This window comes from Rhodoferax sp. GW821-FHT02C08, assembly GCF_059421805.1.
In genome coordinates, this window is sequence record NZ_JBWKVR010000028.1 from 21452 (window position 1) to 36960 (window position 15509).

Annotated in this window: 15 protein-coding genes and 1 pseudogene; 3 read left to right on the top strand and 13 right to left on the bottom strand. The window is 56.2% G+C overall.

Features of this window, described 5'->3' with window-relative positions; all coding sequences use genetic code 11:
* Positions 1-6: 6 nt before the first annotated feature.
* Together AC07VY_RS23420 and AC07VY_RS23425 are read right to left on the bottom strand one after the other, a co-directional pair.
* The gene (locus tag AC07VY_RS23420; protein WP_495099593.1) at positions 7-654 is read right to left on the bottom strand and encodes a DUF47 domain-containing protein; all 648 of its coding nucleotides are present in this window, start codon (positions 652-654) and stop codon (positions 7-9) included.
* A gap of 235 nt (positions 655-889) precedes the next feature.
* The gene (locus AC07VY_RS23425) at positions 890-1231 is read right to left on the bottom strand and encodes a hypothetical protein (protein WP_495099594.1); all 342 of its coding nucleotides are present in this window, start codon (positions 1229-1231) and stop codon (positions 890-892) included.
* A 243-nt stretch (positions 1232-1474) separates the two neighbouring features.
* Between AC07VY_RS23425 and AC07VY_RS23430 the strand changes: the two genes are divergently transcribed.
* Positions 1475-2866 (top strand): undecaprenyl-phosphate glucose phosphotransferase, encoded by a 1392-nt coding sequence (locus AC07VY_RS23430; protein WP_495099595.1) that lies wholly within the window; start codon positions 1475-1477, stop codon positions 2864-2866.
* Positions 2867-2926: 60 nt separating this feature from the next.
* Here the strand turns inward: AC07VY_RS23430 and folK are convergent, their stop codons facing one another.
* From folK to AC07VY_RS23455, 5 genes are all read right to left on the bottom strand, one after another.
* On the bottom strand, positions 2927-3316 hold the full coding sequence (gene folK / locus AC07VY_RS23435) for a 2-amino-4-hydroxy-6-hydroxymethyldihydropteridine diphosphokinase (RefSeq protein ID WP_495099596.1): 390 nt from the start codon (positions 3314-3316) through the stop codon (positions 2927-2929).
* Between the two features lie 79 nt (positions 3317-3395).
* On the bottom strand, positions 3396-4937 hold the full coding sequence (pcnB, locus tag AC07VY_RS23440; RefSeq protein ID WP_495099597.1) for a polynucleotide adenylyltransferase PcnB: 1542 nt from the start codon (positions 4935-4937) through the stop codon (positions 3396-3398).
* Positions 4938-4943: 6 nt separating this feature from the next.
* Positions 4944-5609 (bottom strand): histidinol-phosphatase, encoded by a 666-nt coding sequence (locus tag AC07VY_RS23445; RefSeq protein WP_495099620.1) that lies wholly within the window; start codon positions 5607-5609, stop codon positions 4944-4946.
* Between the two features lie 11 nt (positions 5610-5620).
* The gene (hda, locus tag AC07VY_RS23450) at positions 5621-6292 is read right to left on the bottom strand and encodes a DnaA regulatory inactivator Hda (protein WP_495077356.1); all 672 of its coding nucleotides are present in this window, start codon (positions 6290-6292) and stop codon (positions 5621-5623) included.
* A 2-nt stretch (positions 6293-6294) separates the two neighbouring features.
* Entirely contained in the window at positions 6295-7365 is a 1071-nt protein-coding gene (locus AC07VY_RS23455; RefSeq protein ID WP_495099598.1) for an AI-2E family transporter, read from the bottom strand.
* 177 nt (positions 7366-7542) lie between these two features.
* Here AC07VY_RS23455 and purM point away from each other — a divergent pair, with 177 nt between their 5' ends.
* Together purM and AC07VY_RS23465 are read left to right on the top strand one after the other, a co-directional pair.
* Entirely contained in the window at positions 7543-8583 is a 1041-nt protein-coding gene (gene purM, locus AC07VY_RS23460; protein ID WP_495099599.1) for a phosphoribosylformylglycinamidine cyclo-ligase, read from the top strand.
* 122 nt (positions 8584-8705) lie between these two features.
* Positions 8706-9821 (top strand): annotated as a pseudogene (locus tag AC07VY_RS23465) (PilT/PilU family type 4a pilus ATPase); the annotation flags it as partial.
* A 121-nt stretch (positions 9822-9942) separates the two neighbouring features.
* Here AC07VY_RS23465 and AC07VY_RS23470 read toward each other — a convergent pair.
* The 6 genes from AC07VY_RS23470 to AC07VY_RS23495 form a co-directional block, all read right to left on the bottom strand.
* Positions 9943-11247 (bottom strand): hemolysin family protein, encoded by a 1305-nt coding sequence (locus AC07VY_RS23470; RefSeq protein WP_495099600.1) that lies wholly within the window; start codon positions 11245-11247, stop codon positions 9943-9945.
* 144 nt (positions 11248-11391) lie between these two features.
* Entirely contained in the window at positions 11392-12414 is a 1023-nt protein-coding gene (locus AC07VY_RS23475; protein ID WP_495099601.1) for an MAE_28990/MAE_18760 family HEPN-like nuclease, read from the bottom strand.
* 2 nt (positions 12415-12416) lie between these two features.
* A complete protein-coding gene (locus AC07VY_RS23480; RefSeq protein ID WP_495099602.1) occupies positions 12417-13541 on the bottom strand; it encodes a GmrSD restriction endonuclease domain-containing protein in 1125 nt (374 codons plus the stop codon).
* Positions 13542-13825: 284 nt separating this feature from the next.
* Positions 13826-14326, bottom strand: a complete 501-nt coding sequence (locus AC07VY_RS23485; RefSeq protein WP_495099603.1) for a recombinase family protein — start codon at positions 14324-14326, stop codon at positions 13826-13828.
* A gap of 119 nt (positions 14327-14445) precedes the next feature.
* The gene (locus tag AC07VY_RS23490; RefSeq protein WP_495099604.1) at positions 14446-14790 is read right to left on the bottom strand and encodes a hypothetical protein; all 345 of its coding nucleotides are present in this window, start codon (positions 14788-14790) and stop codon (positions 14446-14448) included.
* Positions 14791-14814: 24 nt separating this feature from the next.
* Entirely contained in the window at positions 14815-15240 is a 426-nt protein-coding gene (locus tag AC07VY_RS23495) for a hypothetical protein (RefSeq protein WP_495099605.1), read from the bottom strand.
* Positions 15241-15509: the final 269 nt, after the last annotated feature.

The following is a 15509-nucleotide window of genomic DNA, read 5'->3' on the forward strand; positions in this document are numbered from 1 at the left end:
CCCGACTCAGGAGTTCTCGAGGACAACGCCCTCGATCAAATTGGCAACATCCTCACATTTGTCGGTGATAGTTTCCAGCAACTCGTAAATAGCTTTGAGCTTGATGAGCTCGCGCACGTCGGGCTCCTCGCGGAACAGCTTGCTCATGGCGGAGCGCATGACCCGATCTGCATCCGACTCCAGTTGGTCGATCTCTTCACATGTCTTCAGGGCGGCCTCTGCAACCTTGGGCTCGGCGATCTTGGCCAGCATATAAACCGCATCCTTCAGGCGCTCACAACACTTGAGACTCAACTCCGTCAAGCGGGACATGTCCTCCGTCATGTGGCGCACGTCATACAAAGACATGGTCTCCGCAGAATCCTGGATCACGTCCACCACATCATCCATGGTGTTGATCAGCTGATGGATCTGCTCCCGGTCAATCGGCGTGATGAAAGTTTTGTGCAACATCTTGTTGACTTCGCGCGTGACGCGGTCGGCCGCATGCTCGGCCGTATCCACCTCACGGGTATAGCGCTCGCGCAACTGCGGATCACCATAGTTCGCCACCAACAAGGAAAAAGCCCGCGCCGCCTCCACAATGCGATCCGCATGCTGGTTGAACATTTCGAAAAAATTGCCTTCACGCGGCAACAGCTTGCCAAACAGCATGGCGAGACTCCTAAGGGGGATTGCGTCAGAAATATGACGAGAAAATGACAGCGCGGAGTTTAACCGCCCAGAGCAAGACGCACTGAGGAGCGATGCAAACGGCTATAACAACATCCGTTCAGAAGCTCTCAGGCAAGAAGATGTGACTAACCCACACCCAAGGAAATACCCATCTACCCCATCAAAGCCAGCAACTCGGACAGCACAGCCCTGACGATTTCAACAACGCCGAGAATCAATCGTTACGAATGCGGCGCATGGCAATAACCACCATCAAAGCCAAGCCAGCCCATATAGCTCGGCCATCTAGATTGCCCATGTCGTCCATAGAATCCACGTCACCATTCAGAGATCCATTGCTCGCTTCCACCGTACGCCCACGAGAATTGGAACCCAAAGCAACTTTTACCATGCCAGAATTTTGCACAACCCCAACGGCGGAATCCATGCCTGACGAAATTTTGGCTACGCTCATTCGCGGAACGACCAGCGCATCAGCACTAGTTGGATTCGCAGCACATACCTCTGTCATCGATGCGAAACCGAGAACCGCAACGATAGTAATTAGTTTCAACATAAACACTCCCCTAGTGAACTGCATGCTTGCTGCATTGCAATATACATGGAGATACTCTGGTAAACCCTAGGTAAATTGCAACAATGTGTGCACTGCAGCAAAAAACCTACTCGAATTGAAACAGTTTTCCATATTATGGGAAATTAATGCGCACCCAGGACCTGCAAATCTGCTTTACCCGCCAGACATTGGTACATTTGCGCATATTTAGCCTTTTTCTGCATCCCGATATCCTGGTTCCTCATGATAAATGCTATTGACAAGCAAAAAAACTTCCTTCGCCCGAGCTTTTCCCTCGTCGGTGCGATAGAAGCCTTTCTGGATCCCGTGGTCACCATCGTGGCCCTGGCTGTATGCTTGGCCGCATTTGCCCACCCGTTTTCTGCGCGCTACATGATCTTGGGGGTGATAGCTTTTTCACTCTCATTCCCCGGCAATGTCGGGTTCCACGAGGCTCCACGCCAGGTATTACGAAAACTACTGACAAATTGGCTGACTTTTTTACTGATCTTGGGTGGCTTTGGCATAGCAACAGGCTACTTAAAAAGTTTTACGCGACCTGTTTTGATCGCCTGGGCGCTGTTGACACCGTTTGTACAAATTAGTGGCCACTTTCTCATGCGCTGGGCTGTACCTAAATTCATGGCACAAAATGGACTACGTCAGGTGGTAATTACCGGCGTGAACGAAGTAGGACTGCGCCTGATGCGAGAGTTCGAATCGAACCCTTACTTAAACACCCGAGTACTTGGTTTTTTTGATGACCGCGCCTCAGACCGCCTAGGGGAACTAGGCACGGTCCCTTTACTGGGACGCATGTCTGACCTGGCGAATTACATGAACACCCACAATGTCACCGCCCTCTATCTCGCCTTGCCCATGGCCTCCCAGCCTCGCATTCTGAGTCTGCTGGATGACCTAAAAGACACCACAGCCTCCATTTATTTCGCACCTGATATTTTCATGACCGACCTGATCCAGGGGCGGCTGACCAATGTGGGCCCCATGCCGGTCATGGCCGTATGCGAAACCCCGTTCAATGGCATAAGCGGGCTGATCAAACGCGCATCGGACATCATCATATCGCTGGGCATTCTGCTGCTGGCATCCCCCGTATTTGTGATACTGGGCTTGGCTGTGAAATTCACATCCCCTGGCCCGATCATTTTCAAGCAACGGCGCTACGGCTTGGATGGGAAAGAAATTCTGGTGTACAAATTTCGCTCCATGACCACGGAAGACAATGGCTCGGTCGTCAAGCAAGCCACCAAGAACGATAGCCGCATTACCCCACTGGGAGCCATACTGCGTAAAACCTCCCTGGACGAACTGCCGCAGTTCGTTAACGTGTTACAGGGCCGGATGAGCATCGTGGGTCCTCGCCCCCATGCGGTAGCCCACAACGAAACCTACCGCAAGTTGGTCAAGGGTTATATGGTGCGGCACAAGGTCAAACCCGGCATTACGGGCTGGGCACAGGTTAGCGGCTACCGGGGCGAGACCGAAACCATCGACAAGATGGAAAAACGCATCGAATACGACCTGGAGTACCTGCGCAACTGGTCTCTGGGATTTGACTTGTGGATCATCGTCAAAACCGTGCTGGTGGTTCTGAACGATAAAAAAGCGTATTGACGGCTGCTATATTTTAGATAGCTGGCACCGCAGAATAAATTTGCGCCAGCGGCACTTTTCTTATAGTTTTTCTATAGCCTGATCGTGCACCGTATCTAGCTGATCCAACGCCACTTGCGCGGGTGCAATCTCCGCCAAAGGGTGCAATACAAAAGCACGCTGCCACATGCGCGGGTGCGGCACGGTCAACGCCGGGCTCTCGATTCGGGCTGCGCCAAACAACAGAATATCCAGGTCCAGCGTGCGTGGTGCGTTCCGGTACGGGCGCAGGCGCCCCGCCGATTGCTCTATTTTCTGTAGCTGCACCAGCAGATCAGGCGCGCACAAACCCGTTATTACTTCAACAACCGCATTGACATAATCTGGACCAGCCGAGTCCACGGGGGCGGTGCGGTACAACGAGGAACGTTGCGCCACCTGGGTCTGCGGCAGCGCGTGGATGGCATCCATGGCCGCCAATAGCGTGCCCGCGGCATCACCCAGGTTGGCGCCGAGAGCGATGTAGGCGCTAACTGGTGCGCGTTGCTGCTCAGGCATCGGAGCCGGCCGCGGGTGCGGCACCGCCCGCACCGGGCTTGCGACGGCGGCGGCGCTTCTTAGGGGCAGCTGCTACGTCAGACTCAGGGGCCGCGTCCACGGCGGCTGGCTGGTCTGCAGGCACACGTGGCTGTGAGACCACACGGGGTACACGCACGGCCTTCTGGCGGCGGCCCTGCTCTTCGCGGGCCTGGGCCAGCAGGTCTTCGCGCTGGTCATCGCTGCCGGTAGTGAACTCCTGCCACCAATCGGCGATAGATTGATCCACCTCGCCGGCATCGGCGCGCAGGCGCATGAAGTCGAAGGCGGCGCGGAAGCGCGGCTGGTCGATCATGCCGTAGGGGCCGCTGCCCACGCGCTTTTCAAAGCGCGGCTGCATCAACCAGGTCTCGCGCATGTCGCCCGCCAGCTTGCCGCGACCGGATACGTCGCCAATGCGGGCGTTGAACACGTCTTCGATAGCATCCTGCAGCGCCACGAAGGGCGGCTGGCGGCCCGTTCGAACAGCCCAGCCCTCACGCACGTCGGCCCACAGCACACACGCCAGCAGGAAGCTGGGTGCGACGGGCTTGCCCTCGCCTACGCGGCGGTCCGTGTCTTGTAGCGCGGCCAGTACAAAGGGCTGGTCGGCGCGCTCCACCACCACGTCCAGCAAGGGATAGATACCAGTGGCCATGCCGAGCTTGCGCAGTTGGGCGATGGTGGCCACGGCGTGGCCCGTTTGCAGCAGCTTGAGCATTTCATCGAACAAGCGGCTTTGCGGCACATCGGCCAGCAACTTCTGCGAATGCACCAGCGGCGCGGCGGTTTTAGGCTCGATTGTGAAACCCAGGGCACCCAGCTTGGCGGAGAAGCGCACGGCGCGGATGATGCGCACCGGGTCTTCGCGGTAGCGGGTGGCCGGGTCGCCAATCATGCGGATGACGCGGTTCTTGGTGTCCTTGATGCCGCCGTGGTAGTCCACCACGATCTGGCTCTTGGGGTCGTAGTACATGGCGTTGATGGTGAAGTCGCGGCGGGCCGCGTCTTCATCTTGCGGGCCCCAGACGTTGTCGCGCAGCACACGGCCGCTGGAATCGACAGCGTGCTTCATGTTCGCCAGCTCGCTCTTGCTGGTGCGCTCGTTGCCGGCCACCTGCTCGGCGGCGGCGTTGTCCATATAGGCGCGGAAGGTAGAAACCTCGATGACCTCGTTTTCGCGGCCTCGCCCATACACCACGTGGACGATGCGAAAGCGCCGGCCAATGATGAAGGCGCGGCGGAACAGGCCCTTGACCTGCTCGGGCGTGGCATTGGTGGCCACGTCAAAGTCCTTGGGGCGCAGGCCCACCAGCAGGTCGCGCACGGCGCCGCCGACGATATAGGCCTCGAAGCCAGCCGCCTGAAGCGTGCTGACCACATTGATGGCGCGCTCGTCCACCAAAGAGGGGTTGATGCCGTGCTCAGTGACCGGTATTTCAGCGCGTTTGCCGAATTTCGGCTGTTTCGCGACGGGCTTTTTGCCCAGCAGTTTGTCGATAAATGTCTTGATCATTGGGAATTAGGAAAACAGCTCCAGTATGCGCCAGCCGCGCTCCTGGGCAATTGCGCGTAAACGCGCGTCGGGGTTGGTGGCGACAGGATGCTGGACTTTTTCCAGCAGTGGCAGGTCGTTGATGGAGTCGGAATAAAAGGTGGCGTCCACATCCTGCCAGCCCAGACCCCGTTGGGCCAGCCATTGTTCCACGCGGGTGATCTTGCCCTCGCGAAAGGACGGCACGCCCTGGATGTTGCCGGTGATCCAACCGCTCGCGTCCTGCTCCAGATCGACCGCAATCAACTCCTCGACGCCCAGCGCCTGGGCGATGGGCCGGGTGACGAAGGCGTTGGTGGCGGTGACGATGACCAGCTGTGCACCCGCCTCGCGGTGCTGCTGAAGCAAGTCCAGCGCCTGCGGCGTAATGGAAGGCTGCACGACTGTGCGCATGAAGTCTGCGTGGGCAGCTATGGATTTAGTAGCACCCTGGCGCCGAGCTGCCGCGGTGGCAAAGAGCACGTACTCGTGGATATCCAGCGTGCCGGCCTTGTAGTGGGCGTAGAAGTCGTCGTTGCGCTGCTTGAACACTACAGGGTCGGTCCAGCCGATATCGGTGGTGTAGCTGCCCCAGGCGTAATCGGAATCCATGGGGATCAGCGTGTGGTCGAGGTCGAACAGCGCCAGTTTCACAGGTTGCTCTTTCAAATTGTCTCCAGCATGGATTTGACCAAAGGAATGGTGATGGCGCGCTGGGTCTGCAGCGCGTAACGGTCCAGGTGCTCCAGCAACTGCATCAAGCTACCCAGGTCGCGGCTGAAGCGGCGCAGCATGAAGTCCACCACCTCGTCGCTGAGCACCAGGCCGCGGGCCTGTGCCTCGCGGCGCAGCACGGCACGGCGCTCGTCTTCACTCAGCACCTGTAGCGCAAACACGTGGCCGCCGCCCAGGCGGGTACGCAGGTCTTCCCGCAGCGCCAGGTCGGCCGGTGGCACATCGCCCGCGCCCAGCACCCAGCAGTTACAGGTCTGCGCATTCACAAACCACTTGAAGGCCATATGCTGCTGAGCGGGGTTGTACAGATGCACATCGTCCAGCAGCACAGCCGCCCAACTATCGTCAAACTCGGGCGGTTCGTAGACGCTGGGATCCAGCCAGCCCACCTGGGCGGCCTGCATGCGGTAGGCCTCGCGCACCGCGCGCAGCAAATAGGTTTTGCCGGTGGCGGGCTCACCCCACAGATAGGTTTGCAAAGGACGGCCGGTGTCCACCACGGCCTGCTGCACATGCTGCAGCGCAGCCTGGTTCTGACCGGCGAAGAAATTGCCCAGCGTCGGGCTGGTAGCCAAGCCGATGTCCAATACCAGTTGCTGCATGCTCATCCCCGGTAGAACGGGCTGGCCAGGTAGCGCACGCGCAAACGGCGTATGCCCACCAACATCACCGCACTGACAGGCAAGGCCACCAGCACGCCGACAAAACCGAACACCTCGCCAAACGCTAGCAAGGCAAAAATCACCGCCAGCGGATGCAGACCTATGCGCTCACCGACCAGACGAGGGGTCAGGAACAAGCTTTCCAGCACCTGGCCGGAGCCAAATACGACAGCCACCATGACCACCGCCTTGATGGAGGCAAACTGCAATATCCCTGCCAGGCTGGCTAGCACCAGGCCCACACCAAAGCCCAGGTAAGGTACGAACATGGCCAGGCCGGTGAAGATGCCGATGGGCACGCCCAGGTCCAGGCCGAACAGGCTCAGGCCTACCGCGTAGAAAACCGCCATGATCAGCATCACCAGCAACTGACCACGCAGATACTGGCCCAGCACCTGGTCGGCCTCTTCCACAAAACGGTCAAAGCCCGCGCGCAGGCGGGTAGGCACGAACTGCACCACCAGGGCCACAAAACGGTCCCAATCCATCAGCAGGTAAAACAAGGCTGCGGGTATCAGCAGCAGATTCCCCACGACCGACAGCGCCACGCTGCCGCCTAGCTTGAGCGAAGACAGCAGGGAGCCCAGCGCCTCCTCCACATTGGCATTCAGGTACTTGAAGGCAAAGGCCTTGATACTGGCCGGGTCCAGCGATATCTTCAGTCCCAGCTGGGCTAACAAGGGCTGCAGCCAGCGCACCAGGCCGTCCAGCAGGCCCGGCAACTGCTCGCGCATCAGAGGCGCCTCTTTGACCACAATCGGCACGATCAGCAGCGCCAGCATCAAAAAGGCCAGCACGAAACCCATCTCAACGACGGTCACCGCCAGCCAACGCGGGACTCGCCCCCGGCACAGGCTGTCCAACGAATCCACCAGCGGCGTGAGCACATAGGCCAACACCGCCGCCACCGCGAACGGTGTCAACACCGGCCCCAGCAGCCACAGGGCCAGCACCATGCCCAGCGCAATGGAAATCCAGGTGAAACCGCGCATTTGGGTGGGGGTAAATTGCATCAGGAGGTGGGTTGGGGTCGAAAAGGAGGGCGGCGCAGGAAGCCGGCTGTGCGGACATGCACACGCAAGCCCTTAAAATCTGCCCAAATTCTATAGGGCTACACGGCTAAATCCCGTCGGCCCGCTTATCTGGGCAGTAATGCCCGCATCTTTCGCCCTCTTCTACACGCTCCGACCATGACCACTTCCCACACTTCTCCCCTCTCGTACAAGGACGCAGGGGTCGATATCGACGCCGGCGACGCCCTGGTCGAGCGCATCAAGCCTCTGGCCAAAAAGACCATGCGCGAAGGCGTGCTGGCAGGGATTGGCGGCTTTGGCGCGTTGTTTGAAGTACCCAAGCGCTACAAAGAGCCGGTGCTGGTCAGCGGCACCGACGGCGTGGGCACCAAGCTGCGCCTGGCGTTCGAGTGGAATATGCACGACACCGTGGGCATCGACCTGGTGGCCATGAGCGTCAACGACGTGCTGGTGCAAGGCGCCGAGCCGCTTTTCTTCCTGGACTACTTTGCCTGCGGCAAGCTGGATGTGGATACCGCTGCAGCCGTGGTCGGCGGCATCGCCAAGGGTTGCGAGCTGTCTGGCTGCGCGCTGATTGGCGGTGAAACCGCTGAAATGCCCGGCATGTACCCGGCGGGCGAATACGATCTGGCCGGCTTCGCCGTCGGCGCCGTCGAAAAGTCGAAGATCCTGACCGGCAAGGAAGTCGCCCCCGGCGACGTGGTACTGGGCCTGGCCAGCAGCGGCGTACATTCCAATGGCTTCAGCTTGGTGCGCAAGTGCATCGAGCGCGCCGGCGACACCGCACCCGCCACGCTGGACGGCAAGCCCTTCAAGCAAGCCCTGATGGAACCCACCCGCCTGTATGTGAAAAACGTGCTGGCCGCGCTGGCTGCGCACCCGATCAAGGCCCTGGCCCACATCACCGGTGGCGGCCTGCTGGAAAACATCCCCCGCGTGTTACCCGAAGGCACGGCCGCCCACCTGGTGAAGCGCAGCTGGCCCCAGACCGAGCTGTTCGCCTGGCTGCAAAAGACAGCCGGCATTGACGATTTCGAAATGAACCGCACCTTTAACAACGGCATCGGTATGGTGGTAGTGGTGGACGCGGCAAACGCCGCAGCCACCGCAGCCACCCTGCGCGGCCTGGGTGAAGCGGTGTTTGAAATCGGCAAAATTGCACCGCGCGGCGACAGCGCCCCCGTTGTAGTTGCCTGACACTCGGAATGCGGGCTTATTTTTGAATTTATAAAAAATAGGCCTCTAGCGCAGACATTACCTGCGCTAGCAGCTATTTAAAAGATAGCATCCACTTCCAACCGAGACCCGCCATGTCAGCTTTGACCGAAGACCAAGCCCGCAGCTATATGCACAAGCTGCTGACTGCCATGCACCAGGCGGGTGGCTCAGACCTATTCATCGCCTGCGACTTCGCACCGAGCATGAAGGCCCATGGCCAGATGAAGGCCTTGTCGGCCCAAAAGCTGGCCGGCGACGTCACCCGCATGCTGGCCCACGCCATGATGAACGAGCGCCAGCGCGAAGAGTTCGCCAAGGAAATGGAGTGCAACTTCGCCATGGCTCTGACCGGTGTGGCGCGCTTTCGCGTCAACGTCTTCGTGCAGCAGCAAAACGTCAGCATGGTGATACGCACCATTGCGGCCGAAATCCCCAGCTTTGCCAGCCTGGTCCTGCCCGAGGTGCTGAAGGAAGTCATCATGCACAAGCGCGGGCTGGTGCTGGTGGTGGGTGGCACGGGCTCGGGCAAGTCCACCTCGCTCGCGGCCATGATCGACCACCGCAATGCCAGTACCGGCGGCCACATCATCACCGTGGAAGACCCGGTGGAGTACGTGCACACCTCCAAGATGTCGCTGGTCAGCCACCGCGAGGTGGGCGTGGACACGCATTCCTGGCACCACGCATTGAAGAACACACTGCGCCAGGCACCCGACGTCATTCTGATCGGCGAAATCCGCGACCCGCAGACCATGGAGCATGCGATTGCATTTGCCGAAACTGGCCACCTATGCCTAGCCACGCTGCACGCCAACAATGCCAACCAGGCGCTGGACCGCATCATCAACTTCTTCCCCGAAGAACGGCGCAACCAACTGCTGATGGATTTGTCGGCGAATATGCGTGCCATCGTGTCGCAACGCCTAGTGCGCATGGAGGACGGCAAGGGCCGCCGCGCTGCGGTAGAGGTACTGTTGAACACGCCCATCGTGGCCGACCGTATTTTCAAGGGCGCGTTTGGTGACCTGAAAAGCATCATGGACAAGTCGCGCGAGCTGGGCATGCGCACCTTCGACTGGGCCCTGTTCGAGCTGTACAACGCAGGCGATATCTCCTACGAAGAAGCCATCCGCAATGCCGACTCAGCCAACGAACTAAGGCTGAACCTGAAGCTGAAGAGCGCGCGCGGCGAACCCGCTACCGCCGCAGGCATGGAGCTGACCTTCGACAAACCACTGACCGAAGAAGAAATCGAAGCGCTGCGCGCGGAAGAGCTGGAGAAGCAGCGGCAAAAACGCCGCCAGATGGAAGACGAGCAAATGGCCCGCCTGCGCCAGGCTAAGCTGGATCAGCAGTCTCAATAGCCATAGCCAGCACCTTGTCTATGCGCTTGCCGTCCAGGTCCACAACTTCGAACAGCCAGCCCGCGCACTCGATACGCTCCGCCGTCGCCAGCATCCGGCCCGACACCGACATCAACAGCCCCGCCACGGTGTTGTAGCGGCCCCGCGCCTCGTCGGGCAGCTCCTTGATGTCCAGGCGCACCTTCAGCTCCGTTACCGGCATCAGGCCGTCCAGCAGCCAGGAGCCATCTTCGCGCTGCGTGGCCCAGGCATCGGCCTGCGCACCGGGCTGCAGCTCACCGGTGATGGCTTCCAACAGGTCACGCGGAGTCATCAAGCCCTGCACCACACCGTATTCATCCACCACGAACACCATGCGGCCCGACTTGGCGCGGAACTGCTCCAGCAGTTCCATGCCACTCAGGGTTTCGGGTAGAAAAGCTGCAGGCAGCACATACGGCTCCACCGGGCCGGCCTGATCAGCGCCCAGCTCCAGCAGACGGGCCACGCTGATCACACCCACCACATCGTCCAACGAACCACGGCACACCGGGTACCAGGAGTGCGCCCCCTTGTCGCCACCACTGCTGGCCATCTGCAGGCATTGCGCCACGCTGTGGGTGGCTTCCAGCCACTCCACGTCGGTACGCGGCACCATCAGGGATGTCAACGGCCGCTCGTCCAGGCGAAACACGTTCTGCACCATCAGATGCTCATGCTCTTCGATTACACCGGCATCCACGCCCTCTTCCAGGCTGGCAACGATCTCTTCCTCAGTCACAGACCGACCCGCCGCGTTGTCGATGCGCAGCAGCTTCAACACAGCCTGGGTGCTGAAAGACAGCAAACGCACAAACGGCTTGGCCGCCGTGGCCACCCACGCCATAGGCCGCGACACATAGCGCGCCACCAGCTCAGGGTGCAGCTGGCCAATGCGCTTGGGCACCAGTTCACCAAACACGATGGTCACAAAGGTAATCACCGTCACCACAATCACAGTAGCGGACACATCCGCCGCCCGTGCCGCCACACCCCAGTGCTGGATCCAGGCCGACACGCCATCGCTGAACGCGGCCTCACCCAAAATACCGTTGACCATGCCGATCGATGTGATGCCGACCTGTACCGAAGACAGGAATTGCGTGGGGTTGTCCAACAAATCCAGCGCAGCCTGCGCCCCCTTGTCCCCCGCCTCGGCCATCGCCGCCAGACGTGCCTTGCGGCTGGACGCCAAGGCCAATTCAGACATAGAAAAAACGCCGTTGAGCAAGGTCAACAGCACGATCAGCAATAAATCCATGGATCAGATGTGAGAATGAGGAGATGGCACTTTACTTCATCGATGCTACTTAGCGCCGTTTGCAAATGCCCCAGAGGGAACCCAGGCAAGAACGTCATTGGTGGCCTGAACTTGATAGGAAAACCGGCTCAGATTTCCTGAAAACTACAGCCACCCGCAGCCCTCAACTCCGTAAATTCTGGACTTCCGCCCAGGGAGATCGCCAATCTTCATTCCGACTTCTTCGCCTGGACAAGGAAACCAAGCCAAGGCTTTCTCGCCGTTCAGAGATAAATCGTTAATTTGGTCTAAGTAGCAGCGATTTTTGGAAACAACAGCAATTCGCATGCCTACCCACAGTCCAACGCTTCGAGCAACAACAACAAAGGCCGATGGAGCCTTAAATACTTCAGTTACACGGCCGACCATAGCCAAATCAGGAAATCTTACTGGGCCGCGCTTTTCAGCATTAAGAATCATCTGATAACCAATAAATTCAGCGATAGCGACCGCAATAGCCTCCACATAATTTGCGGACTCTTTAATTAATACTGCCGCCCAAATATCATCCGGCATTTTGTTTCCATGAGCAGCTTCATTTCTACGATCAACCAACTCCTTGAGAAACTCATCAACCCCCTGCCCTGTACTCTCTTTGAACTTCTCCAAAAGCGGAAAATTTGCAATCCAAGCGGATGGATTTTCCAATTCCATTACATCTAGCACCGAAATTATATCCGAAAGCTTCAAATTTGGAGTGCTTGCAAAAAGCGAATCCGTACCCACCGCCGAAAATCGATCATTATCCTGAAGACTACTCAGTCCGGAAACAAGAGTTTTTAAGTTCAAATGAGAGAATCTATTCTCAGTTGACCTCCTCAATATATCCCCAACACCAATCTGATAGCGCTCCAGAAACTTCTCAGAATCAGCCACCAAGGAAAAACTGTTTTCAGACAGAAAATCCAGCCACTTCTGGCAAACCTCTATTACAAATCGCTCAAACGTAGCATAAATACGCAAGACTGCAGCACAGTAATCATATTTACGCCAATAAATAGGATCAACATCCACCGCAATTAATGGAGGAATATATGCCTGACTTAGTCGAATGCGATCATTAACCTCCACAATTTTACATATCTCACCAACCTGCTCTTTCAGAGTAGAAAGCGTACTAAAAGGCATAACTAAATAACTGATGCAAAAAGTTCAGCAATCGCAGAAATTCTAGCCACGACATCCTTTTTTGTATTTCCGCGCCCAGTCAGCATCCCCCCAGCATCAGCCTCAAATAAAACTTTAATCTTCTCTATAATATAAGAGGAATTCTCAATTAGTTTTTCACGCCTATATAGATTGAGACTAACTGCCACCATCACTGCATCAGAAAATGCCTTTTGAGGCGTACGCCCCCATTCCTTAGATTTCACATCAAAGGCACGAAAGGCTTTGTCTCCAAAAATTTGAATTACAACTTCAATAGTATCCTTATATATATTTTTCAATTGCAACACATCATCCTCTGAAAAATATCGAGAATTAACCATATACAAGTCAAGAAAACCCCTCATACCCTTCTGATAATGCTCAGCATTTCGAAGCGCAAAAAAACGAAGAATAACTTCAACATCCTCCATTTTCTTGTAGAAACTCGAATCTGCAAGATAAGCAGGCGTACCCACATCCTCAGTACTCGAATAAGGCGCAAGGCCCCACGCACGCCTATGAGCAGGCAAGCGCGACAACTCCAAAAGAATATTATTAAAGGGTCCCGCATACAACGCATTTCTTATCTCTTGCGGACTAAGATCGACCCCCCCAGTGTTTAATCGCTCAAACACCAATTGCTTCAACAACATTGCGTCTTCTGAAGTATCAGTAGATTCTTGCAATACAGAAACCCAACTAATAGAACGCCTATCGATGCCATCCTGTATCGCAGGCGGTAACTTACTATACGTACGACCATTGAGCTCTGGCCAGCGCTCAAGCCCCTCCAGAATAAGCTCATTTGAATAAAATGCTTTTATTGCAGTTATTCTCTGCTGGCCATCCATTACCTCATGGACATTCGCCCTTATTTCATAAACAAAAAGCGGTGGAATTGGAATATTTATTAAAATAGACTCAATCAGCCTTGATTGAGTAACAGCATCCCATCGCGATCGCCTTTGATAAAAAGGCCTTGTATTCATATAATCCGCTTTTTCAAGGGATTTATAAAAATTGGGCAATTTTTCCCTATTGGTTTCAGTAACAATCCTCTCGGATTTTTGCTGATATTTTTGCTCAATTTGAGCATCGGTAAGCACAACGGCCTTCCTTCCGACACTCTTAGCCCACATTTCTTTTTCTACTGGCAATATCATTTTTTCACCTGATCAAAAAAGGCCCAAAGCAACACAACCGGGTTGGAGCCAACTACTTAATCTCTAACAAAATATCATTTCAGCTTACCAAGATCGCTCCACAAGGCGACGTTCCAGGCCTACCGCATAAAGAATACATCCACATCTTTTTGCAACCACAAGCCGCCGCCATGCAGCTCAAGGCATTCTGCAACACAACGTTCTTAATGCATCCCGCGAAAGGACAATCACAGATAACATCCGATCACAGGGCATCCTCTATGACGCAACTTCCTTGCATCCGGTTTGCGGTGGGTCCAGTAGGTGTACCACACGGTAGAGACTGAAACGCCGAATATCTCAGCCAGGAGCTTGGGGCCGAATAGGCCGGTATCTTTCAGCGCCACCAACTCCAGCGCGTCTTCCTGGCTGATAGCACGAGGACTTCCACCCCATGTAACGCCGCGATGCCTAGCGGCCACCTGCCCCGCTATTGCACGCTCACGGATCACAGAGCGCTCAAACTGGGCGAAGGCACCGAGCATATGCATGCTGAGCTGACCGAAAGACGAAGTGGTATCAACCGGTTCTGTCACGCTACGCAGACCCAAGCCAAGAGCGTTTAAACGGTCAACGATGCTCAGCAAATCTTTCATGCTGCGTGATACCCGGTCCATCTTGTAGACCACCAGCACATCACCTTTTTGCATTTCCTCCATGGCAAGGTGCAGCTGCGGCCTAGCACCCACAGAACTGGTTTTTTCAGAATAGATTTTCTGAACACCAGCCGCGTTAAAGCGTCAATCTGCAAATTTGTTTCCTGCTCATTCGTAGACACACGCGCATATCCAACAAGCATCACACTCCCCTACTTGAAAAAATCTACCGTAGGCTTCTCAGGCTGAGCCTGCCGCGCCCTCTGAATCTGCGTATTGGCCTCATCAACCTTTTGTCGCTTCGCTTCAATTTGCTTACGCTCAACAACACGAAAAACAACAAAAAGCACTGCAACCAAAGCCAACCAAAACAACACCTTCGTTGCCCAATGCCAATTAGCGCCCGGTAGTTCAGGCGGGCCAGAATCCGGGATCGATGAACGAAACCTATCGCGTCTAAACAACTTAGAAAAGTAACGCACGAGCTTTGCGTCATACCGCATCCCATGCTTCTTTGCGTAGTCCTCCCGGCAATAGTCTCTGTCCTCAATTCCCATCACTAAGCTCCCAAGCAAAACTCGCTAACACCGCAACCGAAACTGAATATCCCGTAACCGCCTACGCTCAGCTGTAATCCAATCTTGGGTCTGGCCGGTTTGCGGCTGCCTTGCCATGGAATCCAAATTGGCGATACGCCCGTTCAAGTCCGCGCAAGCAGCCTTGTTGTCGGTAGATGACGACTGGCTTTGCTGCTGCACGCTGGGCTGTTGCTGCGGGGCTTGGTACAACTGCTGCGCCTTATCTCTTTGCTGGCTTGCCATGTTGACCTGTTGATCAAATGGCAGGCCGTCCGGCACAGTCTCCATGCGATCGATCAACGCCTGCTTTTCCCGACAGTGCCCCGAGGACCAAAATTTGCCGCCGCTATAACCCTCGCAGAGGTAAATCGTCGCCGCGAACGACTGGCTACTCAGACAGAGCAAAACCACCCCAAAAAATCTGAGCATAGAGCCGCCTTGGTTAACATTTCGCTACAGATACTAGCCATAAGCAAAGCGGCAAACCTCGCAAACAGGCATCCTGAACAAGTCTTATTTGCAGACGTCATCCTTTTTAATGACACCGGGAACGAAACTCGCACAGAGCAACGACAGGGCAAACCCTGGCCAGCAGCAAAACAGGAATAACGGCACTTGCAGCCAATCACCGATACCGCGCCACAACGTCAGCCAGTGAAACAGCTTTTTCAGTAGCTGTCCCACTCGTAGACGACGGC

What these genes read in the sequence shown, in the direction of transcription:
- AC07VY_RS23425 (WP_495099594.1), bottom strand. Translation starts at nt 1,231, where the DNA reads ATGTTGAAACTAATTACTATCGTTGCGGTTCTCGGTTTCGCATCGATG.
- AC07VY_RS23495 (WP_495099605.1), bottom strand. Translation starts at nt 15,240, where the DNA reads ATGCTCAGATTTTTTGGGGTGGTTTTGCTCTGTCTGAGTAGCCAGTCG.
- AC07VY_RS23430 (WP_495099595.1), top strand. Translation starts at nt 1,475, where the DNA reads ATGATAAATGCTATTGACAAGCAAAAAAACTTCCTTCGCCCGAGCTTT.
- AC07VY_RS23475 (WP_495099601.1), bottom strand. Translation starts at nt 12,414, where the DNA reads ATGCCTTTTAGTACGCTTTCTACTCTGAAAGAGCAGGTTGGTGAGATA.
- AC07VY_RS23455 (WP_495099598.1), bottom strand. Translation starts at nt 7,365, where the DNA reads ATGCAATTTACCCCCACCCAAATGCGCGGTTTCACCTGGATTTCCATT.
- folK (WP_495099596.1), bottom strand. Translation starts at nt 3,316, where the DNA reads ATGGATGCCATCCACGCGCTGCCGCAGACCCAGGTGGCGCAACGTTCC.
- purM (WP_495099599.1), top strand. Translation starts at nt 7,543, where the DNA reads ATGACCACTTCCCACACTTCTCCCCTCTCGTACAAGGACGCAGGGGTC.
- AC07VY_RS23470 (WP_495099600.1), bottom strand. Translation starts at nt 11,247, where the DNA reads ATGGATTTATTGCTGATCGTGCTGTTGACCTTGCTCAACGGCGTTTTT.
- AC07VY_RS23490 (WP_495099604.1), bottom strand. Translation starts at nt 14,790, where the DNA reads ATGGGAATTGAGGACAGAGACTATTGCCGGGAGGACTACGCAAAGAAG.
- pcnB (WP_495099597.1), bottom strand. Translation starts at nt 4,937, where the DNA reads ATGATCAAGACATTTATCGACAAACTGCTGGGCAAAAAGCCCGTCGCG.
- hda (WP_495077356.1), bottom strand. Translation starts at nt 6,292, where the DNA reads ATGCAGCAACTGGTATTGGACATCGGCTTGGCTACCAGCCCGACGCTG.
- AC07VY_RS23420 (WP_495099593.1), bottom strand. Translation starts at nt 654, where the DNA reads ATGCTGTTTGGCAAGCTGTTGCCGCGTGAAGGCAATTTTTTCGAAATG.